The sequence below is a fragment of the Paracoccus alcaliphilus genome (assembly GCF_028553725.1).
GTDB lineage: Bacteria > Pseudomonadota > Alphaproteobacteria > Rhodobacterales > Rhodobacteraceae > Paracoccus > Paracoccus alcaliphilus.
Genome location: NZ_CP067125.1, coordinates 349,438 through 372,754, shown reverse-complemented (window position 1 = coordinate 372,754; position 23,317 = coordinate 349,438). Strand labels below are relative to the sequence as shown.

Sequence of the window (23,317 nt, the reverse complement as noted above, 5' to 3'; positions counted from 1 at the left end):
GGATTAGACCGATGGTCAGGACGCTGTCTTCCGCCCGCCGGAAGCCAACAAAGGACGGGAACATGTCGGTCGAAACCATTGATACGCTGATCATCGGCGCCGGTCAGGCGGGCCTTGCCATGAGCGAGCATCTGACGAAAGACGGCGTGCCCCATATCGTGCTGGAGCGCGCCCGGATCGCGGAACGCTGGCGCTCGGTCCGCTGGGATTCGCTGGTGGCCAACGGTCCCGCATGGCATGACCGCTTTCCCGGCATGGGCTTTGACGAGGTCGATCCGGCCATCCGCCCCGATGATTTCGCTCCCAAGGAGGTGGTGGCGGATTACATGGAGGCCTATGCCCGCAAGTTCAGGATGCCCGTGCGCACCGGCGTCGAGGTGCGGCGGCTGGAGCGGTTGCAGGGCCGTGCCGGTTTCCGCACGGAGACCTCGGCCGGGGTGATCGAGGCGCAGCGGATCGTCGCCGCCACCGGGCCGTTCCAGAAGCCCGTCATCCCCCCGGTCATTCCCCGTGACGCGGGCGTGACGCAGATCCATTCCGCCGATTACCGCAACCCCGCGCAACTGCCCGATGGCGGGGTGCTGATCGTGGGTGCGGGGTCGTCGGGCGTCCAGATCGCCGATGAATTGCGCCATGCGGGGCGCAGGGTCTGGCTGTCGGTGGGCCCGCATGACCGGCCTCCGCGTGCCTATCGCGGGCGGGATTTCTGCTGGTGGCTGGGGGTGCTGGGGCAATGGGACCTGTCGGCGCCCGCGCCGGGGACGGAACATGTAACCATCGCCGTCAGCGGCGCGCATGGGGGCGAGACCATCGATTTCCGCCGCCTTGCGCAAGAGGGAATGATCCTGCTGGGCCGGACCGAGACATGGCGGAATGGCAGGCTGGGCTTCGCCGGTGATCTGGTGGCCAATCTGGACAATGGGGATGCCAATCACGACCGCCTGCTGGATCAGGCCGACGATTATGTCGCGCGCAACGGCCTCGACCTGCCCCCAGACCCGCAGGCGCGGCGCAGATATCCCGATGCCGATTGCATCACGAACCCGATCCGCGAACTGGACCTTGCGCAGGCGGGCATTTCCACCGTCATCTGGGCCACCGGCTTTGCGGTGGATTACAGCTGGATGAAACTGGACGCTTTCGACGCTTCGGGCCGCCCGGTCCATCAGCGCGGCGTCTCGACCGAGCCGGGGGTCTATTTTCTCGGCCTGCCCTGGCAATCGCGCCGGGGTTCCAGCTTCATCTGGGGCGTCTGGCACGATGCCCGCCACATTGCCGAGCAGATCGGCATCCAGCGCAAATATCTGGACTATCATCACCAGAACGCGCCGCAGACCGAACCCGCCTGACCACTGACCCCAAGGAAGACCAGCATGGCCCATACCCGCATCCGCAAGTTCAACACCAGCGACACCTATCCCGAGCAGAACCTGAACAATGACCTTTGTCAGGCGGTGGTGACGCAGGGGGGGCGCATCGTCTGGCTGCGCGGCCAGTGCCCGCAGAACCTCGACGACGCAAGGAACATCGACAGCCACGATCCGGTCGCGCAGACCCACAAGGTGATGCAGAATATCCGCCAGCTGATCGAAGAGGCCGGGGGCAGCATGGAACATCTGGTCAAGGTGGTGGTCTATATCACCGATGTCCGCCACCGAGAGGCGATCTATCGCACCATGGGCGAATATATCCAGGGGGTGCATCCGGTCTCGACCGGGCTTGTCGTCTCGGCGCTGGCCCGACCGGAATGGCTGGTCGAAATCGACGGCACCGCCGTTATCCCGGATTAAGCCATGACCTTTTCCCTTGTCGCCCGCTGTCCCGATACCGGCATGTTCGGCATCGCCATCTCATCCTCATCGCCCGCCGTGGCCGCGCGCTGCGCCTATGCCCGCGCGGGCGTGGGGGCCGTTGCCTCGCAGAACGTGACCGACCCGACGCTTGGGCCGCTGACGCTGGATCTGATGCAGGGCGGGCTTACCGCCCCCGAAGCGATTGCCGAGATCGCCAAACGCGGGCGCTTCATCGAATACCGTCAGGTGCTGGCGGTGGATCGCAACGGTCGGGCGGCGATCCATTCCGGGCCGAACTCGCTTGGCATCTGGACGCAGGCGCAGGGCGAAAACGTGGCCTCGGGCGGCAACCTGCTGGCCAATGAGGGCGTGCCGCAGGCCATCGTGGATGGCTATCTGGCCTCGGGCGGCCATATCGGCGACCGGCTGATCGCGGCAATGCGCGCCGGCCTGGCGGCTGGCGGAGAGGCCGGCCCGATCCATTCGGCGGGCATGATGGTCGTGGACAAGGTCAGCTGGCCCGTGGCCGATCTGCGCTGCGACTGGACCGAGGATTGCCCGATCGAGGCCATCGCCACCGCATGGCAGGTCTATAAACCGCAGCTCGACGCCTATATCCAGCGCGCGCTGGATCCGCGCGCCGCGCCCTCTTACGGCGTGCCCGGCGACGAATGACCCGACCCGCCCGCCGCCTTGTCTGGTGGCGGCCTTTCGCATAATCTTCGCGCCTGCGCCCGGCATATATACCGCCGCTGCGCAGCCCCTTGGCGATGCGAAAGACCTGACATCATGCCCATCCGCTATACCCTGCGGCAATTGGAATATCTGGTGGCGGTGGGCGAGGCAGGCAGCATCGTGGCCGCCGCCCAGCAGGTCAATGTCTCACCGCCCTCGATCTCGGCAGGCGTGTCGCATCTTGAAGAGGAACTGGGCATCCAGCTGTTCGTCCGCCATCATGCGCAGGGCCTGACGCCGACGCTGGCCGGGCGCAAATTGCTGGATCATGCGCAGATGGTGCTGCGACAGGCGGCCGTCCTGCGCGACCTTGCGGGCGAGCTGTCAGGCTCGATCCGCGGCCCGCTGGCCATCGGCGGTCTCAGCACCTTCGCGCAGGTGGTGCTGCCCGGTCTCAGGCGCAGCTTCGTCGATATCCACCCCGAGGTGCGGATATCCCAGATCGAAGCCGACCAGCCCGAACTGTTCAGCCTGCTGCGGCAGGCCAAGATCGACGTGGCGCTGACCTATGATCTGGACCTGCCAAGCGACCTGAAATTCTTTCCCATGCTGGAACTGCCGCCGCTGGTCGCCATCAGCGAGGATCACCCGCTGGGACATCTGGCCGAGGTCTCGGTGCAGGAACTGGCGCCGCATCCGATGGTGCTGCTGGACCTGCCGCTCAGCGCCGATTACTTCCTGTCCTTCTACGCCAAAGAGGATCTGCGCCCCAATATCGCCGAGCGGACCCGCGACATGGCGGTCATGCGCAGCCTTGTCGCCAACGGCTTCGGCTATTCCATCGTCAATATCCGCCCGCTGAACGACCTTGCCCCGGATGGCCGCCCGCTGCGCTTCATCCGGCTGACCGGCAATCCGCGCCCGATGCGGATGGGCATGCTGATGAGCACCGCGGTCGAGCGCAGCCAGCTGCACAAGACCTTCCTCAACAGCGCCGACAGCTGGATCAAGGAACACAGCGCCCGCCTCTCCGGCGCCCCCGGCGCAGTCTGACCCCTCCCTTCTCCTCGCACTCCTGAAAAATACCTTCTGGGGGTCCGGGGGGCGAAGCGCCCCCGGCGATCGCGGGACGCAATCCACCCCCTCCATTTGACAGTACACAAGGCGGCCAGTGCAACGAAGCCCTGACCCCATCCCTTTACTGCGCCAGCCAGGTATTGAATCGCTCGGCGATCTCCATCTCGTGATCGACCCAGAACTCATAGGACGATTGCAGCGAGTTCCTCAGATTGTCCTCATTCGTCGGCAGATGCGGCGTCATCTCGGTTTCTTCATCCTCGAACAGCCCGACCAGCGGGATCGAGGATCTGCGCGCCGGGCCATAGCTGATCCATTTCGTCTGATTGGCCAGCCGCTCGGTCCCGGTGGCGAATTTGATATATTCCAGCGCGTCCTCCAGATTGGGCGCGCCACGGGGAATGGCGAACAGTTCGTATTCCAGAACCTGTCCGTCCCAGACGATCTCGAAGGGCTTGTTCTCGGCCACCATCGCCGCGAACAGCCGCCCGTTATAGGCGGTGGTCATCGCAACCTCGCCATCGGCCAGCAGTTGCGGCGGCTGCGCCCCGGCCTCCCACCAGGTGATCTGCGACTTGATCGTGTCCAGCTTGGCAAAGGCCCGATCCACGCCCTCATCGGTCGCCAGGGTCTCGTAAACCTCTTCGGGAGGCACACCGTCGGCCATCAGGGCCAGCTCCAGATTGATCTTCGGCCCGCGACGCAGGCCACGCTTGCCCGGGAAGGCGTCGGTGTCAAAGAAATCGCCAAGGGTCGAGGGCTTCTCGTCGGGGAATTTCGTCGTGTCAAAGCCATAGACCGTCGAAAACACCATCGAGGCGACGGCACAATCGGTCAGCGCCCCGGGCAGGAAATCCTCGGTCGCGGGGGTGCCGTCGGGGGCGGCGGGCAGAATGGCCGGGTCGATCTCTTCCAGCGCGCCCTCGTCGCACAGGCGCACGGCGTCGGTATATTCCAGATCGGCCACGTCGATTGTGACATTGCCCGCCTCGACCATGGACTTGATCGAGGCGGCGGGGTTGTCGGCGGCCATCATGTTGATGGCGATGCCGGTTTCGGCGGTGAATGGCTTGTTATAGGCCTCGACCTGACTGCGTTCATAGGCGCCGCCCCAGCTCATCACCGTCAGGTCGGCATGCGCCGGAAGGGCCAGCGCACACAGCGCCGTCGCCGGGATCATCAGTTGCTTCATTATCATAGCTCCCTGTTTGTGTGTTCTGGTTTTTTTAATGCATCGCGGCGTGGCCATGCCTTGCGCTAACCCGGATCATCCCAACCCGCGGCTTCAGGTAAATTAAAGATTTCCGCCGCCTTGCTTCGGCCCATCCTAAGCCCCGCATCCGGTTTTCGCCGGCTGCCCACGACGGATGCCGCCAGCGGTGCAAAATGCCCGCAGCGTGACCAGAGTCGAACAGGTTGTGTGAAAGGTCAGCCGATCAGGCGGCCGGTATCACTCGGCCGCCAGCGGAAAGCTGCGCTCAAAGCCGGCGGTGCGCTCGGCGATATATTGCATGAAATCATAGATAGGGCGTTCCAGATAGGACAGATGCCCTGCCCGCGCCGCATCCGCGTTCAGGCCCCGGAACACCTTTTCAGTGCATCCGCGATCCTCGGCATTCACCTCGTCCAGCAGGGTCTTGAGCGAGGCCACATATTCTTCGGCGCGCGGATCGGCCATGAATTCGGGCGACAGCCCGCCGCCGAACACCATCGAGACCTGCCCGGTGCCCTTGGGATGCAGCGACAGATACCAGAAATAGCCCGGCGTCAGCGTGATCAGATGGCTGGGATAAAGCGTGATCAGCGCCGTGGTCTTGCGCCAGTCGCCGGTCAGCCGGGTGTTGTCGGGATGGGCATTGCCGATGGCCAGCGACGCCTCTTTGGTGATCCAGTGATAGTTGAAGGCGCGCAGGCCCGGCGGGCAATCCATTTCCTCCAGTCGGGAATGACCGCCCACCGTCGCCGCATGACACACCGGCAGATGATAGCTTTCCATGAAATTCTCGGCGAGCACCTTCCAGTTCGTGTCCCAGACATGGGTTTCACGAAAGCACTCGACATAGTTTTCCATCTGATAGGGCGCGATCATCCTCTGCAACTCGCCCAGTGCCGAGGCGACGCTGGGGCGGTCCTTGTCCAGCGTGATATAGATCCAGCCCAGCCACTTTTCGCAGCGGATCTGCGGCAAGGCATAGTTTTCCTTGCAGAAACCGGTGGTCCTGGTCATGAACGGCGCGCCGCGCAACCGGCCTTCAAGGTCATAGGTCCAGGCGTGATAGGGGCAGACCAGCAGCCGCTTGTTGCCGGTGCCCTCGACAATGGTGGACATGCGGTGCAGGCAGACATTGGAAAAGGCGCGCAACTGCCCTGACTTGTCGCGGATCACCACAACCGGCTGGCCCGCAAGATCATATGTCAGATAATCCCCGGGATTTGCCAGACCCTCCGCCCGGCCCACGCAGACCCATTCCTTCGCAAAGATCGTCTCCAGTTCCCGTTCAAGAAATTCGGCACTGGTATAGACCGAGGGCGGCATCCCGCGCGCATCCTCCATCGGGCGGGTGGCGGCTTGCAGCAGTTCGGCAACGGGCTGGGTCGATGACATGAGTGACTCCTGTATCCTGGCGATGGGAGGCGAACCCCGCTTGGCCCCCGCAGTCCTGTCCGACTCGGGCGGTCGTCTGAATTTCAGCTTGAACTCTTTTCGGAAAATATGAAAACTTAATTATCCTCGATAAAAGAAAGGATGAATATGGTTCGATTCACGCTGCGCCAATGCGCCTATTTCCGGGCGGTCGCGCAGCAGGGCGGCATCGCGCAGGCGGCGCGGGTGCTGAATATCTCGCAACCCTCGGTGGCGCAGGCGATCGACAAGCTGGAGGCCATCACCGGGCTGGTGCTGTTCGAGCGGCATCACGCGCGGGGTCTGACCCTGACACTGCAAGGGCGGCTGTTTCTGGAACATGTCAGCCGTCTGGACGACATGGCCCATCAAGTGGAACGCGAAGCCGCGGCGCTGGCATCCGAAACGGCCGGGGAAATCCGTCTGGGGGTTTTCCTGACCCTGTCGCCCTTCTACGCCGCCGGGTTGATCCGTTCCTTCACCGATATGGCCGAACAGGTGACCGTCCGCCAGCAGGAAATGTCGCTGGCGCAACTGACGGATGCGTTGCGCGACGGCAGCATCGACTTTGCCCTGACCTATGATTACGGCGCCAAGGCCGACGATCTGGTGTTCCGGGAACTTGCCGCGCTGAAACCGATGACCGTGGTTGCCCGCGATCATCCCCTTGCCGCGCGTGGCCGGGTTGATCTGGCCGAACTGGCGGATCATCCCTATGTGATGTTCGACGCCCCCGGCAGCCGCAGCTATTTCGAGGGGTTGCTGGCCCGGGGAGGGATAGATCCGCCCATCGCCTATGCCTCATCCTCGATCGAGGCAGTGCGCAGCGCGGTGGCCGCAGGCTTTGGCTTTACGCTGCTGGTGATGCGCCCGCCCTTTGCCGTGACCTATGGCGGCGGCGAGGTCGCGACGCTGGAGATCGAAAACGACATGCCGCCTTTGCGCGTCGTTCTGGCCTCGCGCTGGGACGGCCATACCGGTCGGATCGCGCAGCGTTTTGCAGAACATGCGGTGGCGTGGTTCGCCGCGCGGCACGGCTGAGACGCGCTCAGCGTATCAGGGTTTTCAGGTCGGTTTCCGCATCGGCGACAAGGGCGGGATCGGCGCTTTTGCCCGCCTCGATCAGCCGTTTGCCGACCATATAGGCGCGCGGATCGTTCATCGCATCGACCGCCAGCAATTGCGGGCCCGCGTAATACCACACGCTCATCGCACCATTGGCTCCGGGGCGGACCACGACATGATCGTACCCGCTGTTCAGCCCGGCGATCTGCAATTTGCAGTCATATTGATCGGACCAGAACCACGGCTTCGGAATATAATCCCGGTCCGCCCCAAGGATGTTGCCGGCGACCAGTTCGGCCTGATCGATGGCATGGCCGACCGATTCCAGCCGCAGCTGCGCACCATTCAGCGGGAACGACGCGCAATCCCCCGCCGCCCAGATATGGGGAACCGAGGTCCGGCCCTTCGCATCGGTGCGGATGCCATTGTCCAGCGCCGCACCCGCCATCTGCGCCAGATCGGTGGCGGGCAGGATGCCGACCCCGGTGACGACGAAATCGGCGGGCAGTTCGCGCCCGTCCTGCAACCGCACTGCCGTCACCCGGCCCTGCCCCAGCAGCCGCTCCAACGCGCTGTTTTCAAGGATCTGCACCCCGCGTTCGACGTGCAACTGGCGGAAATAGCCCGAGGTTTCCGGTGCCGCGACACGTTGCAGGATACGCGGGGCCATCTCGACGACCGAGACATCCAGCCCCAGTTTGCGCCCGACCGCTGCGGCCTCCAGCCCGATATAGCCGCCACCGATGACGACCAGACGGCGGCCGGGGGCAAACTCGGCGCGCATGGCGTCGATATCGGCCAGCGTCCGCACGGTATAGACGCCCTCCAGATCACCGCCGATCGTGGCGGGCAGACGGCGTGGAACCGAACCGGTGGTCAGCACCAGCTCATCATAATGCAGAACCTCGTCGCCGGCAGTGACCGTCCGTTGGTCGGGGTCGATGGCGGTGACGGGGCTGCCCAGTTTCAGCGTGATGCGCTGTTCGGCCCAATATTCGGCGGAACGCAGCCACAGCCGGTCCTCGTCCAGTTCCCCCAGCAGATAGGCCTTGGACAGCGGCGGGCGCTGATAGGGCAGCGCATCCTCTGCTCCGATCAGGGTGATCTCGCCTTCGAACCCCGATGAACGCAGTTTGGCAACCAATGCGGCACCGGCCTGACCCGCGCCAATCACGACGATATGCGGCATGTATTCCCCTTCAGCCCACCGATCGGCAAGACGCCTTCGCGCGCCTGCGAAATTTTCGGCAGAATGAAGGGTCGGGGCGCGGATGACCACCAGATTTTAGCGACGCATTGCTTCGTTTTATCCGAAGGCCCGCGTCGGAATCTGCCGGATGGCGTCGCCGATTTCAGGGAACCGAAGCGTTCGGTCCGCATTGGGTTGGCAGCAAGGAAGGCAGGCACTGGATGGTTGACCATGTCGGATGACATCCTGACCCATGTAAGGGCCTTGCGTGCCTATGCCCGCTCGCTTTGCGGCGCGGCGGGCGATGCCGAGGATCTGGTGCAGGACACGCTGTTGCGGGCCATCGAGAGGGCCGACAGCTATCAGCCCGGCACCAATATGCGCGCCTGGCTGTTCACGATCATGCGCAACAAGTTCTATACCGATGTGAAGAAATCCGCCCGCGAACGCACCGGCAGCAGCGATTGCGCGTCCCTGCAGCCCTCGGTTCCGCCTGCGCAGGAATGGCATCTGCGGCAGCGTGAATTATGCACCGCGCTGGAGGCGATGCCGGTCCATTACCGCGAAACGATCATTCTGGTGGCGGTGATCGGCGAAAGCTATCTGGACGCGGCGCAGATCCTTGAATGCGACATCGGCACGATCAAAAGCCGGGTCAACCGCGCCAGACATATCCTGCGACGCGCGCTGGAACCTGAACATCACGGCTGACGGCGTTCACTTCGCGCGCGACTTGCGGCTTTCCTCCAGCGCGGCCTCAAGCTGGCGGGCCAGTTCGCGAAGGCGCGGCGAGATCGGTTCGGCATCCACCTGCGCCAGCAGCTCCGACAAGGCGGCGTCCAGCTTTGGATCCAGCTCCGGATCGTCATTCGTTTCGCGGGTCATTCACAGCTCCAGATGCGCCTTCTCCTCTTGCCTTATGTTAAGCCAATCGGGCTGTGCAAGGGGCGGTCCGTCAATTTCATCCTTCGTTGCTGCCGAAGGTCTGGACGGATACCCGGCGTCCGACAACATGGCATTGCCGCGATTGTTCCCGAAGATCTTACGGTGTCCGCGGTGATGAGGGCGATGTGTGGCCTGCCTGTGCCTGACCGGTCCAGATCGCGGGGGCCATGCCGCGCAGCGCATTGCCGACCCACAGGCGGACATCGGGCAGATCGGTGGCGGGCAGGGTTTCCTCGACACACAGGCCACGCCCCAGCATGTCGGCGCGCAGCACGCCCGGCAAAAGGCCGGATGACAGCGGCGGCGTGCGCAGTCCCTTCCCCCGGTCGAAGAAGATCGTCGTGATCGTGCCGTCGCAAACCTCGCCGCGTTCATTGATCAGCACCAACTCGTTCAGCCCGGCGGGGATGTCGCGCCGGGCGGCGTCATAGGCGGGACGGCGCGTGGATTTCACCCGCAGCCACGGATCAGCCGATTGCAGCCGCTGCGCGGCCAGCCCCAGCCGCCAGCACGCGATTGGCGCGGGAACCGGGGCCTGCCCGACGGTGATCGCGCCGTCGCGATCCAGCAGAAGCCGCAAGCAGACGGGCTGCCCGGCGGGGCCGGTCAGTGCGGCGCGCGCCGCAACCGGGTCAAGCGTCCAGCCCAGCCGGTTCGCGCCATTCGCCAGCCGCGCCAGATGCCGGTCGATCAGCGGGCAGGCGCAACCGTCCCACAGCGCGGTTTCGATCAGCCTCAGTTCGGGGTCGTCAATGGCTGGATAAAGCGGGCTTTCCACAGGGCCTCCTCCCATTCGCTGTCGGCGGTCGAATCGGTGACGATGCCGCCACCCACATTCAGCATGACCCGATCGCCCTCGATCGTCATGGTCCGGATTGCGACCGAAAAGGCCGCCGCCCCATCCGGGGCCATCCAGCCGATCGCACCACAATAGACACCGCGCGGGAAGGGCTCCAGTTCGTGAATGATCTCCATCGCCCGGATCTTGGGCGCTCCGGTGATCGAGCCGCAGGGAAACAGCGCCGGCATCAGCGTCGAAAGATCGGCGGGCGCAGCCAGTTCGGCGGTGATCCGCGAGGTCATCTGATGCACGGTGGCAAAGCTTTCGACGCTGAACAGTTCCGGCACGCGCACGCTGCCCACCCGCGCCAGAACCGAGATGTCATTGCGCAGCAGATCGACGATCATCAGGTTTTCGGCCCGGTCCTTTTCTGATGCGGCCAGTGCGGCGGCCAGCGCGGCATCCTTGCCGGGATCGGCGGCGCGCGGTGCGGTTCCCTTCATCGGCCGGGCTTCGATGCCGCCATCCGCCGTCAGGCTGAAAAACAGCTCTGGCGAGCGCGAGATCACCACCGGCCCCGCGCCCATATCGGCATAAGCGGAATATCCCACCGGTTGCAGCCGCGACAGCGCCGCCGCCAGATCGGCGGGCGTGCCTTGCAGCAGCCGGGTCTCGATGGGAAAGGTCAGGTTGACCTGATAGCAGTCCCCGGCGGCGATGTAATCCTGCACCCGCCCGAACACATCCTGATAATCCCGTTTCGATATCAGCGGCGTCAGGTCGGAAAGCATGACCCGGCCCCCCGGCCCCGCATCCGACGGCAGGGGCGCGTCATAGGCCCCCAGCACCAGCAGCGGCCTGCCGGATGCCGACAGCAGCGGCGCCAGCCGGGGCTCGAAGGCCAGCCCGGCTTCATAGGCGATCCATCCGGCGATCCAGTTCCCCCGCCGCCGCAGGGCATCGGCGCGCTGCAAGGCCGGGCGAACCCCGGCGGCATCATCGGCCACGATCAGTTCCCGCGCCTGATCGAATCGGACTGTCTGGCCACCGGGTCCGAAATCGCAAATGATCATGCTCACCCCTATCGCCTTACGCCCGGCCCGACGGACAGAACCGGGCGGAGTGTTAGCCCATTCAGAGACCTGTCGCCAGCGCCGCCGCTGACCGGGCCTGCTTTCGTCCCGCACACCCCCGGATCGTCGGAAAGCTGATTGCCGATGTCGAATCCCTGCCGCACGGATTCGCCCGCACCCGACAGGATGCGGGACAGCAGGCCGGAACGCACCGCCCCGGAAAGGTCTTTGACGGAGTTACGAGAATGCTGAAAGAACGGATTGCGGGTTTGCTTGGCCAGCGCCAACCCGGCCATTCCCTGCCCCGCGACTTCTATGTCGACGACGACATCTTCCGCGCCGACATGCAGGCGGTGTTCGAAACCGACTGGATCTTCGCCTGCAGCACCGTCGAGATCCCCCGCCCCGGCGATTACCTGACGCTGAAGGTCGGCGACAATCCCATCGTCGTGCTGCGCAACCGGGACGGAGAGATCGCGGCGTTTCACAACAGTTGCCGCCATCGCGGCTCGATGATCTGCCAGAAGGAAAGGGGCCGGGCGAACCGTCTGGTCTGCCCCTATCACCAATGGGTCTACGAGCTGGACGGCAGCCTGATCAATGCCCGCCAGATGCCCGACGATTTCGACAAGACGGCCCACAGCCTCGCCCCGGTCCATGTCGAGGTGATCTGCGGCATGGTCTATATCTGCCTTGCCGACGAACCGCCCTCGCTGGCGCGGTTCCGCGCCGGGGTCACGCCCTATATCGCCCCGCATATGCCCGACCGCACCAAACTCGCCTTCACCTCGACCATCGTCGAGGAGGCGAACTGGAAGCTGGTAATCGAGAACAACCGCGAATGCTATCACTGCGCGGGCAACCATCCCGAGCTGCTGGTGACGCTGGTCGAATTCGCCCTGCCCGACGATCCGCTGGTCAAGGCGCAGTTTCAGGGGTTGATGGAGCGTTCGGCCACCCGCTGGGACGGGCTGGGCCTGCCCCACAAGCCCGCCGAGGGCGGCAATGAGTTCCGCTGCATCCGCCTGCCCTTCAACGAGAACTGCCTGTCCTTCACCTTGGACGGCCAGCCCGCCTGCAACAAGCTTCTGGCCGATTTCACCGAGCCCGACCTGGGCTCGGTCCGCATGTTCCGTGTGCCGAACAACTGGAACCACTTCCTGTCCGACCACATCCTGCAATTCCGGGTCCTGCCGCTGTCGGCGAACCGCACCGAGGTGCGCACGACATGGCTGGTCCACGAGGATGCGGTCGAGGGCGTGGATTACGACCTGCAACGCCTGACCGAGGTCTGGCTGGCCACCAATGACGAGGATCGCGTGCTGGCCGAAAACAACCATCGCGGCATCCTTTCGCGCGCCTACCGGCCCGGACCCTATGCGCCTTCGGAATTCATGCTGAGCAACTTTTCGGAATGGTATGCGGGCAAGATGGCTTATTTCACCGGCGGCCCGCAGGCGCGGCTCGCGGCGGAGTAAGGCGCATGGACATGCAAGCCCCTCCGGCGGCCCTGCTGTCGCTGTCCTGCATCGCCGTCCGCGACGAGACGCCCACCGTCAAGACCTTCCGCCTGCGCGCGGACAGCGGCCCGGTGGGCTTCACCCCCGGTCAGGCGCTGGTCCTGAAGGTGCCCCTACCGGGCGGCCCGGTCTGGCGCAGCTTCACCATCTCGGGCGGGGCCGGGGGCGATCTGGAGCTGACGATCAAGGCGCAGGCACCGGGCGGCGCGACCCGCTGGCTGCATGAGAACCTGCGCGATGGTGACAGCATCGAGGCCCGCCCCCCACGCGGCGCCTTCACGCTGGGGCTGCGCAGCAATGACCGGCTGGCCTTCGTTTCGGGCGGCTCGGGCGCCACCCCGATGATGGCGATCCTGCGGCATCTGGCGGACACCGAGCCCGAGACCGATCTGGCATGGTTTCACGCCGCCCGCGATCCGGCCGAGGTGCTCTTTGCCCGCGAACTGGCCGAGATACAGTCCCGCATGCCCAACCTGACGGTGGCGATCAGCGTCAGCCGCGCCGCGCCGGGCTGGTTCGGCTATCGCGGCCGCGTCAGCCGGGGGCGGCTGGCGACCGCCATCCCCGATCTGGGCCGGCGCGAGGTGTTCTGCTGCGGCCCGCAGGGCTTCATGCAGGAGGTCCGGCTGATCCATGCCGCCGAGGGCGGCGCGCTGGCGCAGTTCCACACCGAAAGCTTCGGCGGCGCGGCCCCCGCCGCCGCGCCCATGGCCGAAGCCGCGTCGGAGGACCCCGGTTTCGGCCTGACCGTGAACGGCCGCGCCATCGGCATCCGCCCCGACGAGACGCTGCTGCAGGCCAGCCTGCGCCAGGGCGTCATCATCCCCTGCGGCTGCGGCGAGGGCATGTGCGGCACCTGCATGGTGCAACTGGTCTCGGGCCAAGTGGACAGCCGGCCGAATGGCGGGCTGACGCCGGAAGAGGCGGCCGAGGGCTATGTGCTGGCCTGCTCGACCCGGGCGGCGTCGGATGTCGAGATCAGGCTGGCCTGACCCCTCGGGTCGGGTCGGATTTCTTTCCCTTCGGGTCGAAAACCTGCTGCCGGCCCGGCGGGCTTTACACCAAGGATGACCCTGCCGCGATGCAGTCACCAGAGGACGCAAGATGACCACAGACCCCCGATCCGTCGCAGGCAAGCGCCTTGAGATCGCGGAGCGGACCCAGATCCTGATCGTGGGCGCCGGCCCCGCCGGGATCGCCGCCGCCCGCCGCGCCCATGAGGGCGGCGCGCAGGTGATGCTGGTCGACGAACATCCCGTGCCCTTCGAGGTGATGGGCGAAAGCGTCCCGCAGATCTGGGGCGGCCGGATGGGCGGCGCGGTCCGCAACCGCAACGCGATGACCGAACGGATGCTGGAGGCGCGGCCCGATCTGGTCGAACTGTTCGATCTGGGCGTCGACATCCGCCTTGGCAACGCCTGCTGGGGGCTGTTCGCCAACCAGCCCAACCTGGGCTGGATGCCCGGTCTGGTCGCCGGGCTGGTGGACGAGGAACAGGGCAGCCACCTGGTTGGCTTCGATCAGGCCATCGTGGCGACCGGGCGGCGCGACATGGGGCTGGCCTTTCCCGGCTGGGACCTGCCCGGCGTGCTGGGTGCCGGTGCCGCGCTGGTGCTGGCGCGGCTCTATGATGCGCTGGACAGCCGCCACGCGGTCATGCTGGGCTCGACCCCCGAGGCGCTGCTGGCGGCGCTGGACCTGATCGCGGCGGGCGTCACCATCGCCGCCGTGGTCGAACAGGCCGAGGCCGCCGCCGCGCCCGAGGATCTGGTCGCGCGTATCCGCGCCGCCGGGGTCGAGATCGTCACCGGCGAGGCGCCGCGCGGCGTCACCTCGGACGCGGATGGCGTCACCGGGCTGATGCTGCGCAACCGCTCCATCCCTTGCGATTCCGTGCTGCTGGGCGTGGGCGCGGTGCCGATGATCGACCTGCTCCACGCCGCCGGCGCGCGCTGCGCCTTCGACAATGATCGCGGCGGCTTCGTGCCGCTGCTGGGCGCGGGGGGCGAGACCAGCCTGCCCGGCATCCGCGCTGCGGGCGACTGCGCGGGGATCTGGCCCGCGAAATCCGCCGATCCGGCGCTGGCCGAGACCGAGGGCCGGCTGGCCGCCGGGGCCGCGCTGGCGGCGCTGGGGCTGGCAAACGAAGCAGCCGGGGACGCGCCGCAGCCTGGACCCGCCGCCGATCTGGGCGCATACCGCAAGGCCTGGGTCCGCGCCTCGGTGGTGGAGGCCGTGGCGGAGATGCCGGTCTGCCAATGCGAGGAGGTCACGGCGCGCGAGATCCTCGATGTCAGCCCGCCGCGCTATCTGAACGCGCCGCATCTGCCGAACCTGACCCGCAGCCTGACCGAGATCCTGGGCGAGGGGCCACCCGATCCCGACCAGATCAAGCGGCTGACCCGCGCCGGCATGGGCCCCTGCCAGGGCCGCCGATGCCGCGAGCAGATCCAGGCGCTGCTGGCCCTGCAGGAGGACCTGTCGCTGGGGGTGGTGCCGCTGGCCGGCTATCGCAGCCCGGTCCGCCCGATCAGCCTGACCGCCGCCGCCCTGCCCGAGGATCCCGCCATTGCCGCCGCCTGGGATTCCTGGTTCGGAATGCCCCGCCAATGGGTGCCGTTCTGGGATGTCGAGGACCATTACACGGTCGCCGCGCTTGCGACGCAGAAGGAACATGTCAGTGAATAACCCCATCCCCGGCATCCCGCCCGGCGACGACGATCGCGGCGCCTCGGTCATCGTGATCGGCGGCGGCGTCACCGGCCTCTCCACCGCCTTCTGGCTGGCCGAGGCGGGCGTCGACGTGCTGGTGCTGGAACGCGGCATCGTCGGCTGGGAGGCGTCGGGGCGCAATGGCGGCGGCTGCTCGCATCACCACAGCCCGCTTTTCGCCGAGGAACAGCGGCTGTGGCCGATGATGGACGAATTGCTGGGCTATCCGACCGAGTTCCGGCCGAACCGCATCCGCATCGCGCTGTCGCCCGAGCAGTTCACGCTTTACGGCCGCGCCGCGGCCAATGCCCGCAAGCAGGGCTTCCGCGCAGACGATCTGGACGCGCAGACGGTGCGCGATCTGGTGCCGCTGGCCGGGGACAATGTCCATGCCGGGCACTATTACCATTTCGGCGGCCATGCGAACCCGCACCGCACCGTGCAGGCCTATGCCTGGGCGCTGCGCGACCGGGGCGGGCGGGTGCGCCAGCACGTCACCGTCACCGGCTTCCGGCGGCAGGGCGGCCGGGTCACGGCGGTCGAGACCGACAGGGGCGTCATCAGTTGCGACCATCTGGTCATCGCGGCGGGCCCGCAGACCGGCCGGCTGGCCGCGATGCTGGAGGTCGCCATCCCCATGCGCGCCGCCCGCGCCGAGATGATCGTGACCGAGCCCCTGCCGCTGATGCCGCTTGGCGGGATCGACGGCAACGGGCTCTATGGCCGCCAGACCCTGCGCGGCAACCTGGCCTATGGCGGCGGCCCGCATGAATGGGTCGAGACCGAGGAACAGCCGGGCGGCCCGCGCCCCTCCACCCCACTGGCGGGCAGCATCGCCCGGCGCGTGGCCGAGCTTCTGCCCGGCGCGGCCCATGCCCGCGTCATCCGCAGCTGGTCGGGCATCATCGAGAACACCCCCGACGGCCGCCCGGTCATGGACCGCTCGGCTCGGTGGCAGAACCTGACCGTCGCCACCCTGTCCGGCGTGGGCTTCGGCCTGTCGCCCGCCTCGGGCCGGGCGCTGATGCAGCTGGTGACGCAGGGGCATTGCGACTTCGCCGATCTTTCCAGCCTGCGGCTGGGACGCTTCGACCGGCTGGAGCCCGATTGGGACGCGCTTCAGGGCTGGCTGCCGGCTGCGATGGCGACTGCCTGATGGGAACGGCTTGAAGCGCGGGGCGGCTTGACCGAACATGGCGCATCGCAACCCGGACCCGCCGATGTTCTACCACGATACGGGCGAGCCTTTGTGCTTCGCCTTCCTGATGCTGGAAGGGCTCTCGATGCTCAGCCTCGCCTCGGCGATCGAGCCCTTGCGCGCCGCCAACCGCCTGCTGGGGCGCGATGTCTTCCGTTGGGACCTGTGCAGCATCGACGGGCAGCCGGTCATGCCGTCCTCGGGCATTCCCTTTCCGGCGATCCATGTCGATCAGGCCATCGAGCGCAACCATGCCCTGTTCATCTGCGGCGGCGCGCGGGTCGATCCGCAGGACGAACGCCCCTATCTTGCCGCCCTGCGGCGGGCGGCGCATCGCGGTCGGGCCATCGGCGCCCTGTCCACGGCCAGCTATCTTCTGGCCCGCGCCGGATTGCTGGACGGCTATCGCTGCACCATCCACTGGGAAAACCGCGCCGCCTTCGAGGAGGATTTCCCGCATCTGCCGATCACCGGCACGCTTTACGAGATCGACCGCAACCGGCTGACCTGTTCGGGCGGCACGGCCTCGATGGACCTGATGCTGCATATCATCGCCGACCTGCATGGCCGCGACCTGGCCAACGGCGTGGCCAACCAGTTCCACCACGCCCGCATCCGCGACGCGGATGAAAGCCAGCAGGGCGGCCGGATGGAGCAGATAGGCACCCTGCCCGAATCGCTGCAGATGATCGTCCGCCTGATGCAGGCCAATATCGAGACGCCCCTGCAGATCGAGCGGCTGGCCCGGCTTGCCCATGTCAGCGAGCGGCAGATGGAGCGGAACTTCCGCAACTTCCTGGGCATGACCCCGGCGCGCTACTACCTGTCGCTGCGGGTCGAGCGGGCGCGCGAGATGTTGCTCTATACCGAACAGCCGATCATCGACATCGCGATCGCCACCGGCTTCGCCTCGACCTCGCATTTCTCGAAATGGGTCAAGGAGTTCTACAAGATCCGCCCCAGCGAGATGCGCGAACAGGCGAGGGTCGCCCGCGCCCGGTCCCGCCGCATCGGCTGAGCGTTCAGACGGCGCCCAACAGGTCCAGCAGCCAGCGCCGGGCCACGGCCAGCACCCCGGCAGGCAGGTCCTGTGCCCGCGTGTCGTGCAGAAAATCGTGAAATGGCGATGTCATTGCGCTGTCCCTGCGCCGCCCTAGTCGCGCACGAAATCCGGCACACCCAGCGTCTCGACCAGCCGCGCGGTCTCGCGCTGGACCAGCGCCAGATTGCTGTCGCGCACGGTCGGCAACAGATGCCGGGCGCGGCGCAGCAGGTCGTAATCCAGCCGGGCAGAGATCATCTCTTCTCCCTGTCCGGCGACGGCCAGTTCGCGCCCGAAGGGATCGACGATGCGCGAGCCGCCCCAGAATGTCAGGTCGCGCTCGGTCCCGGTGCGGTTTACCATGATGATCGGCGCGCCATAGATCATCGCGTAGAAACGGCAGGTCAGCGCCCAGCCCCCGGGATTGTCGAAATCGACGCCCACCGCCTCGACGGCGGAACTGACCGGACAGACCAGCATGGTCGCGCCATGCAGGAAGGCCAGATGGGTCAGCGCCGGGTTCCACAGATCCGCGCAGATCAACAGACCGGTGCGCCAGTATCCGTCCAGCTCGCAAGTCTCGACGAAACGGCCGGGCGCGTAATGCTTGCCCTCTTCCAGCTTGCCATAGGTGGGCAGGTTCACCTTGCGATGCAGGTGGATCATGCCGCCATCGCGCAGGATCGCCGCCGAGTTATAGAATTGCGCAGCCGGGCCTTCCTCGATGAAGCCCAGCGTCACGGCCATCGGCCCCGCCGCCTGTGCCAGACGTTTCAGCCGCGGGTCCTTGCGCGACATGGCGGCGTCCAGCAGGTTCTCGGACCCGTAATGGCCAGTCAGCGACAATTCCGGCATGACCAGCATGTCCAGACCGGCCTCGCGCCCCTGCGCGATCCAGTGCAGGTGGCGCTCCAGATTGGCATCGACATCGCCCACCTCGCTGGGAAATTGCGCGGCGCCGACGGTGATCGTGTTGCTGGTCGTCATTTTCCCCGGCCCTTGCGCATCACCGCCCCGGTGGCAGGGGTGCAGCCGCCCCCGCCTTTCCCGCCTCAGTTGAGGTCGTGGTCCTGCAAGAACTTCGCCGCCGCATTCTCGACCGAGACCTTGTCCACATCGACGCTGGCATTCAGCGCGGCCATGACCTGATCGTCCAGCTTGGCCGAGACCTCGTTCAGCAGATCGCCGATATCGGGATTGGCCTCCAGCACTTCGGCGCGGATCACGGGCGCCAGCGCATAGCTGGGGAAATAGCCCTGATCGTCCTCCAGCACGGTGAAGTCGAAGGCGAGGATGCGGCCGTCGGTGGCGAAGACCAGCCCGACATCGACCTGCCCGTCGCGCAGCGCCTGATAGACCAGCCCGGTATCCATGCGCTTGACATTGGCGCGGCCGAACTCGAAGCCATAGGTCTCTTCCAGCGGCTTCAGCCCGTCGGGGCGGGCATAGAACTCGGCGTTCGAGCCGAAGGTCAGGCCCTGACCGTCATTCATCGCGCCCGCCAGATCAGAGATGGTCGCGATGCCCTTCTCGGTGGAATCCGCCGCGCGCATCGCCAGCGCATAGGTGTTGTTCGCCTCGGACGGGTCCAGCCAGACGATGCCCTTTTCGGCATCCAGTTCCTTGACCGTGTCATAGGTCTGCTGCGGGTCCAGCTTGTCCTCGATATTGTTATAGGTGATCAGCGAGGTGCCGGTATATTCCCAATAGACGTCGATCTGGCCGTTCTCCATCGCCTGCCGCACGGCGGCCGAGCCCATGCCGGCGCGGTTATCTACCCGGTGGCCATTGGCTTCCAGAACCTGCTGGGTGATGGCCGACAGGATCTGCTGTTCGGTGAAGTTCTTGCCGCCGACGACGATATCGGCCGCCTGCGCGCCAGTCGCGAAACCCGCGAAGGCAAGCGCCGCAAGGCCGGATCTGAGGGTGATGTTCATTGTGATAGCTCCCGTTGGTTGCTGGTTCAGGGTCCGCCTTATCGAAGCGGATTCACGCCTTTCGGGATCAGCCGCAGTTGCGCCTGTCCCATCAGGAAATCGACGGCCACGGCCAGCGCGGCGGTCGGGATCGCGCCCGCCAGCAGCATGCCCGTGTCCATCAGGTCGATGCCGGTGAAGATCAGCTCTCCCAGCCCGCCGCCGCCGATCAGGAAGGCCAGCGGCGTGGTGCCGACATTGATCGCAAGCGCCGTGCGGATGCCCGAGAAGATGACATAGAGCGCGTTCGGCACCTCGACCCGCATCAGGATCTGCCAGCGCGTCATGCCCATGCCGGTCGCGGCCTCTTTCAGATGCGACGGTACGGCCAGAAGCCCGGCATAGGTATTGCGCACGATGGGCAGAAGCGAGGCCACGAACAGCCCGAAGAAGGCCGGAGGAAAGCCGATCCCCAGCAGCGTCATCGACAGCGCGATCACCGCCAGCGTCGGAATGGTGGTGCCGATGTTGAAGACCTGCATCACCGTCTCGGCGTAACGCTCCATCGAGGGGCGCGACAGCCAGATGCCCACAGGCACGCCCAGCAGGATCGCCGCGCCGCCGGAACTGGCCACCAGCACCACATGCTGGCGCGTCAGATAGGTGATGTCGTCCCAATATATCGCCATCTGGTCCAGCAATCCCGATGCCGCGACCCAGATGCCCAGCAGGAAGACCAACAGCAGGCCGGCCCCGCGTCCAAGACCCAAGCCGCGTGTCATGGCGCCTCCTGTTCCCGCCCGGTGCGTTTCGGGCCATAGGTCTCGCGCAGCGCCGCGGTCACGTCGGGCTGGGTGATGACGCCCGCGAAACGGCCGTGATCGTCGGTACAGGCGAGCCACATCGTGTCATGCGCGAACATTTCCGAGACCACGGCCCGCAGGTCGGCGCGGACCGGGACGGTCGCAGGCAGCGGATGGGCGAAGTCCCGCACCGTGCCCGAGGCGCCCGCCATTTCCTCGGCGGTCACGAAGCCCACCGGGCGGTGATCGCCGTCGATGACCACCGCGCGCCGCGCCCTTGCGACGGTCAGTTGTTGCAACGCGTCGGATACCTTGGTCGAACGTGCGGTGACCGGTACATCGGCTGTCGCCACCTCTTCCGCCGTGACCAGACGCAGTCGCTTCAGCGTGCGGTCCGCGCCCACGAAATCGGCGACGAAGGCATTGGCCGGATGCGCCAGGATCATGTCCGGCGTGTCGTATTGCTCGATCCGGCCGGCGCGGAAGATGGCGATCTTGTCGCCCATCTTCACCGCCTCGTCGATGTCGTGGCTGACGAACATGATGGTCTTTTTCAGTTCGGCCTGCATCTTCAGGAATTCGTCCTGGATGATCTCGCGGTTGATCGGGTCGATGGCGCCGAAGGGTTCGTCCATCAGCATCACCGGCGGATCGGCGGCCAGCGCCCGGATCACGCCGACGCGCTGCTGCTGGCCGCCCGAAAGCTCTTTGGGATAGCGCCCCAGAAACTGGCGCGGGTCCAGACCCACAAGGTCCAGCAGGTCGGCGGCGCGCTGCCGGGCCTTGCGGATGTCCCAGTTCAGCAACCGGGGAACGACGCAGATGTTTTCCTCGACCGTCATGTTCGGGAACAGGCCGATCTGCTGGATCACATAGCCGATATTGCGCCGCAGCTGGATGTCGTCCAACTGCGAGGTGTCCTTGCCGTCGATATAGATCTTGCCGCTGGTCGGCGGGATCAGCCGGTTGATCATCTTCAGCGCGGTGGTCTTGCCGCAGCCCGAGGGCCCCAGCAGGATGCAGATCTCGCCCGTGGGCACTTCCATGTTCACGCTGTCGGCGGCCACGATATCGGCGCCGGGCGTCTTGAACCTCTTGGTCAGGTCTTCGAGTCGGATCATTCGGAAAGGTCCTTGCTCAGAAGCGTCAACGTTTAAGCCCGGCCGGGGTCAGCCGCTTTTGCAGCCGCAGCAGCGTCCAGTCGGCCAGAATGGCCAGCAGGGCGACGGCCAGCGCGCCGGTAATCAGCTGGCGCGGATCGGTCTGCGTAATGCCACGCGCGATCAGCACGCCGAGGCCCCCCGCGCCGATATAGGCGGCAATGGCCGCGACACCGATATTCATGACCACGGCGGTTCGCACGCCCGCCATGATGACCGGGATTGCGATGGGGATCTCCAGCCGGGTCAGCCGCTGGAAGGGCGTCATGCCCATGCCCGTCGCCGCCTCGCGCAGCGCCGGATCGACATTGGTGATGGCGGTATAGGTATTCCGCACGATGGGCAGTTGCGAATAGAGCAGGATCGCGATCACCGCCGGCAGCCAGCCGATCCCCTGACCGATCTTCGACAGGATCGGGATCATCAGCCCGAAAAGCGCGATCGAGGGGATGGTGACGATGATCGAGGCGACATAAAGCACCGCATCGGCGGCGCGCCGGTTCTGGGTGATGGCGATGCCGATGGGCACACCGGTCAGGATCGCCAGCCCGACGGCCACCGCGACGATCGAGATGTGTTGACCTGCCAGCCGCAGGATGACCTGCCAGTTATCCGCTATGAAACCAAGTATTTCCATATCCCTCTTTCCCCAAGGTAGAGGTCAGGATCTGACCAGCAATACCCCGGCATAGCGCGGTTGAAACGGCGTCAAGTTGCGCAAATTCGACTTCGGCTTGCATGAATCCGTCTTGAGGACGGTTTGGATGGTGCCGAGCCCGGGCAGAGGGACGACCCCTGCCGAAATGAATGTCGCAACGCCTTGGCATGGTCCCATCCTGCAACAATTCCGGCAGACAAGCGACTCTGACGTCACCGACCCACGGAATTTGCGCCGCGCCGGGCTTTGGTTCTGCGTCCGAGGCTGACAATCACGACTTCATGTGCGGCAGGAACAAATACGCCGCAGGACGCTTTCAACGGGTTCAGACGCAGCATCCGGCCCGCCGCAAACCATCAGAAAGGCAAGACGCATGAGCAAACCCGATGAACCCGCCCCCACCAGCGACCGCCTTCGCCACGACATCGACCGGGGACGGACCGGCGACAAGGTTGATCATCCCGATCCCGCCGCCGCTCCGCTTGGCACCGATGACGAGGCCGCAGGCGATCCTGTCACCACCGAACAGATCAACATGGCCGCGCAGGACGAATTGCGCGAGCCGGTCGAAGTCACCCCGCCGCCAATGGCCACGCAACCACCCCGCATCGGGATCATCCTGCTGCTGGCGGTTGCGGTGATCGTTGTTCTGTGGGCGCTGTTCTGACCCGGCGGCGCGGGTTTCGACCGATCCGCGACCATCGCGCCGTCGGACAGGAACATTCCGGCCCTTCGATGATTGGTCGCCATACAATCACTCAACCAAGGAGATCAGCATGGACCACAGCAATCACCCCAGACTTCAGGCCGCCGACCTGACCGAGGCCAACCTGAGCGGCGCCAAGGTCTATGGTCCGGACAATGAGACGATCGGCACCGTTTCCCATGTCCACGGCGCGGGCGAAAGCACCGAGGTCGTGATCGATGTCGGCGGCTTTCTGGGCCTTGGCAGCAAGCCGGTTCTGGTGCATGTGCGCGAACTGGACTTCATGCGCGACGAGACGGGCACGGTTCACGCCCTGTCGCGCTGGACCAAGGACGATCTGAAGGCATTGCCAGAACATCAGCACTGACGGGCGCAGGCCCC

24 protein-coding genes are annotated in these 23,317 nt (G+C 65.8%); 13 read left to right on the top strand and 11 right to left on the bottom strand.

Annotated elements, in window-relative coordinates:
* The first annotated feature begins 62 nt into the window (after window positions 1-62).
* From JHW40_RS20105 to JHW40_RS20090, 4 genes are all read left to right on the top strand, one after another.
* A complete protein-coding gene (locus JHW40_RS20105) occupies window positions 63-1,349 on the top strand; it encodes a flavin-containing monooxygenase (protein WP_090615091.1) in 1,287 nt (428 codons plus the stop codon).
* 24 nt (window positions 1,350-1,373) lie between these two features.
* On the top strand, window positions 1,374-1,790 hold the full coding sequence (locus JHW40_RS20100; RefSeq protein WP_090615088.1) for a RidA family protein: 417 nt from the start codon (window positions 1,374-1,376) through the stop codon (window positions 1,788-1,790).
* Between the two features lie 3 nt (window positions 1,791-1,793).
* Window positions 1,794-2,468 (top strand): DUF1028 domain-containing protein, encoded by a 675-nt coding sequence (locus JHW40_RS20095; RefSeq protein ID WP_090615084.1) that lies wholly within the window; start codon window positions 1,794-1,796, stop codon window positions 2,466-2,468.
* A gap of 114 nt (window positions 2,469-2,582) precedes the next feature.
* A complete protein-coding gene (locus JHW40_RS20090; RefSeq protein ID WP_090615081.1) occupies window positions 2,583-3,521 on the top strand; it encodes a LysR substrate-binding domain-containing protein in 939 nt (312 codons plus the stop codon).
* Window positions 3,522-3,666: 145 nt separating this feature from the next.
* Here JHW40_RS20090 and JHW40_RS20085 read toward each other — a convergent pair whose 3' ends face one another.
* Both JHW40_RS20085 and JHW40_RS20080 read right to left on the bottom strand, forming a co-directional pair.
* On the bottom strand, window positions 3,667-4,737 hold the full coding sequence (locus JHW40_RS20085) for an ABC transporter substrate-binding protein (protein WP_090615077.1): 1,071 nt from the start codon (window positions 4,735-4,737) through the stop codon (window positions 3,667-3,669).
* A gap of 258 nt (window positions 4,738-4,995) precedes the next feature.
* Window positions 4,996-6,150: an aromatic ring-hydroxylating oxygenase subunit alpha gene (locus JHW40_RS20080; protein WP_090615072.1), complete on the bottom strand. Its 1,155-nt coding sequence runs from the start codon at window positions 6,148-6,150 to the stop codon at window positions 4,996-4,998.
* A 141-nt stretch (window positions 6,151-6,291) separates the two neighbouring features.
* On the opposite strand from JHW40_RS20080, the gene JHW40_RS20075 reads away from it, so the two are divergent.
* Window positions 6,292-7,209, top strand: coding sequence for a LysR family transcriptional regulator (locus JHW40_RS20075; protein ID WP_090615068.1), 918 nt, complete (start codon window positions 6,292-6,294; stop codon window positions 7,207-7,209).
* A gap of 7 nt (window positions 7,210-7,216) precedes the next feature.
* Here JHW40_RS20075 and JHW40_RS20070 read toward each other — a convergent pair whose 3' ends face one another.
* The gene (locus JHW40_RS20070; protein ID WP_090615065.1) at window positions 7,217-8,422 is read right to left on the bottom strand and encodes an NAD(P)/FAD-dependent oxidoreductase; all 1,206 of its coding nucleotides are present in this window, start codon (window positions 8,420-8,422) and stop codon (window positions 7,217-7,219) included.
* Window positions 8,423-8,653: 231 nt separating this feature from the next.
* Between JHW40_RS20070 and JHW40_RS20065 the strand changes: the two genes are divergently transcribed.
* Window positions 8,654-9,133, top strand: coding sequence for a sigma-70 family RNA polymerase sigma factor (locus tag JHW40_RS20065; protein ID WP_272849116.1), 480 nt, complete (start codon window positions 8,654-8,656; stop codon window positions 9,131-9,133).
* Between the two features lie 6 nt (window positions 9,134-9,139).
* On the opposite strand, the gene JHW40_RS20060 is transcribed toward JHW40_RS20065, so the two are convergent.
* The 3 genes from JHW40_RS20060 to JHW40_RS20050 form a co-directional block, all read right to left on the bottom strand.
* Entirely contained in the window at window positions 9,140-9,307 is a 168-nt protein-coding gene (locus JHW40_RS20060) for a hypothetical protein (RefSeq protein ID WP_272849115.1), read from the bottom strand.
* Window positions 9,308-9,464: 157 nt separating this feature from the next.
* Window positions 9,465-10,145 carry an aminotransferase class IV family protein gene (locus JHW40_RS20055; RefSeq protein ID WP_090615120.1) on the bottom strand — a complete coding sequence of 227 codons (681 nt, stop codon included), beginning with the start codon at window positions 10,143-10,145 and terminating at the stop codon, window positions 9,465-9,467.
* Complete coding sequence (locus tag JHW40_RS20050) at window positions 10,103-11,221, bottom strand: aminodeoxychorismate synthase component I (RefSeq protein WP_090615059.1); 1,119 nt, start codon at window positions 11,219-11,221, stop codon at window positions 10,103-10,105. The genes JHW40_RS20055 and JHW40_RS20050 overlap by 43 nt, the downstream gene beginning before the upstream one ends.
* A 245-nt stretch (window positions 11,222-11,466) precedes the next feature.
* On the opposite strand from JHW40_RS20050, the gene JHW40_RS20045 reads away from it, so the two are divergent.
* The 5 genes from JHW40_RS20045 (at window position 11,467) to JHW40_RS20025 (ending at window position 17,669) form a co-directional block, all read left to right on the top strand.
* Window positions 11,467-12,699, top strand: a complete 1,233-nt coding sequence (locus JHW40_RS20045) for an aromatic ring-hydroxylating oxygenase subunit alpha (RefSeq protein WP_090615056.1) — start codon at window positions 11,467-11,469, stop codon at window positions 12,697-12,699.
* A gap of 5 nt (window positions 12,700-12,704) precedes the next feature.
* On the top strand, window positions 12,705-13,733 hold the full coding sequence (locus tag JHW40_RS20040) for an FAD-binding oxidoreductase (protein ID WP_090615054.1): 1,029 nt from the start codon (window positions 12,705-12,707) through the stop codon (window positions 13,731-13,733).
* 112 nt (window positions 13,734-13,845) lie between these two features.
* Entirely contained in the window at window positions 13,846-15,429 is a 1,584-nt protein-coding gene (locus JHW40_RS20035; RefSeq protein ID WP_090615051.1) for an NAD(P)/FAD-dependent oxidoreductase, read from the top strand.
* Window positions 15,416-16,609, top strand: a complete 1,194-nt coding sequence (locus JHW40_RS20030; protein ID WP_090615048.1) for an NAD(P)/FAD-dependent oxidoreductase — start codon at window positions 15,416-15,418, stop codon at window positions 16,607-16,609. The genes JHW40_RS20035 and JHW40_RS20030 overlap by 14 nt, the downstream gene beginning before the upstream one ends.
* Before the next feature lie 64 nt (window positions 16,610-16,673).
* Complete coding sequence (locus JHW40_RS20025) at window positions 16,674-17,669, top strand: GlxA family transcriptional regulator (RefSeq protein WP_244519295.1); 996 nt, start codon at window positions 16,674-16,676, stop codon at window positions 17,667-17,669.
* A 135-nt stretch (window positions 17,670-17,804) separates the two neighbouring features.
* Here the strand turns inward: JHW40_RS20025 and JHW40_RS20020 are convergent, their stop codons facing one another.
* The 5 genes from JHW40_RS20020 to JHW40_RS20000 form a co-directional block, all read right to left on the bottom strand.
* Window positions 17,805-18,680, bottom strand: coding sequence for a nitrilase-related carbon-nitrogen hydrolase (locus tag JHW40_RS20020; protein WP_244519294.1), 876 nt, complete (start codon window positions 18,678-18,680; stop codon window positions 17,805-17,807).
* Between the two features lie 65 nt (window positions 18,681-18,745).
* Window positions 18,746-19,630: a glycine betaine ABC transporter substrate-binding protein gene (locus tag JHW40_RS20015; RefSeq protein WP_090615038.1), complete on the bottom strand. Its 885-nt coding sequence runs from the start codon at window positions 19,628-19,630 to the stop codon at window positions 18,746-18,748.
* A gap of 38 nt (window positions 19,631-19,668) precedes the next feature.
* Window positions 19,669-20,298: an ABC transporter permease gene (locus JHW40_RS20010; RefSeq protein WP_419182484.1), complete on the bottom strand. Its 630-nt coding sequence runs from the start codon at window positions 20,296-20,298 to the stop codon at window positions 19,669-19,671.
* Between the two features lie 89 nt (window positions 20,299-20,387).
* Window positions 20,388-21,533: an osmoprotectant ABC transporter ATP-binding protein OsmV gene (locus JHW40_RS20005; protein WP_090615031.1), complete on the bottom strand. Its 1,146-nt coding sequence runs from the start codon at window positions 21,531-21,533 to the stop codon at window positions 20,388-20,390.
* Window positions 21,534-21,558: 25 nt separating this feature from the next.
* Entirely contained in the window at window positions 21,559-22,209 is a 651-nt protein-coding gene (locus JHW40_RS20000; protein ID WP_090615027.1) for an ABC transporter permease, read from the bottom strand.
* Window positions 22,210-22,603: 394 nt separating this feature from the next.
* Here JHW40_RS20000 and JHW40_RS19995 point away from each other — a divergent pair, with 394 nt between their 5' ends.
* Both JHW40_RS19995 and JHW40_RS19990 read left to right on the top strand, forming a co-directional pair.
* A complete protein-coding gene (locus JHW40_RS19995; RefSeq protein WP_090615024.1) occupies window positions 22,604-22,897 on the top strand; it encodes a hypothetical protein in 294 nt (97 codons plus the stop codon).
* 109 nt (window positions 22,898-23,006) lie between these two features.
* A complete protein-coding gene (locus JHW40_RS19990; RefSeq protein ID WP_090615021.1) occupies window positions 23,007-23,303 on the top strand; it encodes a PRC-barrel domain-containing protein in 297 nt (98 codons plus the stop codon).
* Window positions 23,304-23,317: the final 14 nt, after the last annotated feature.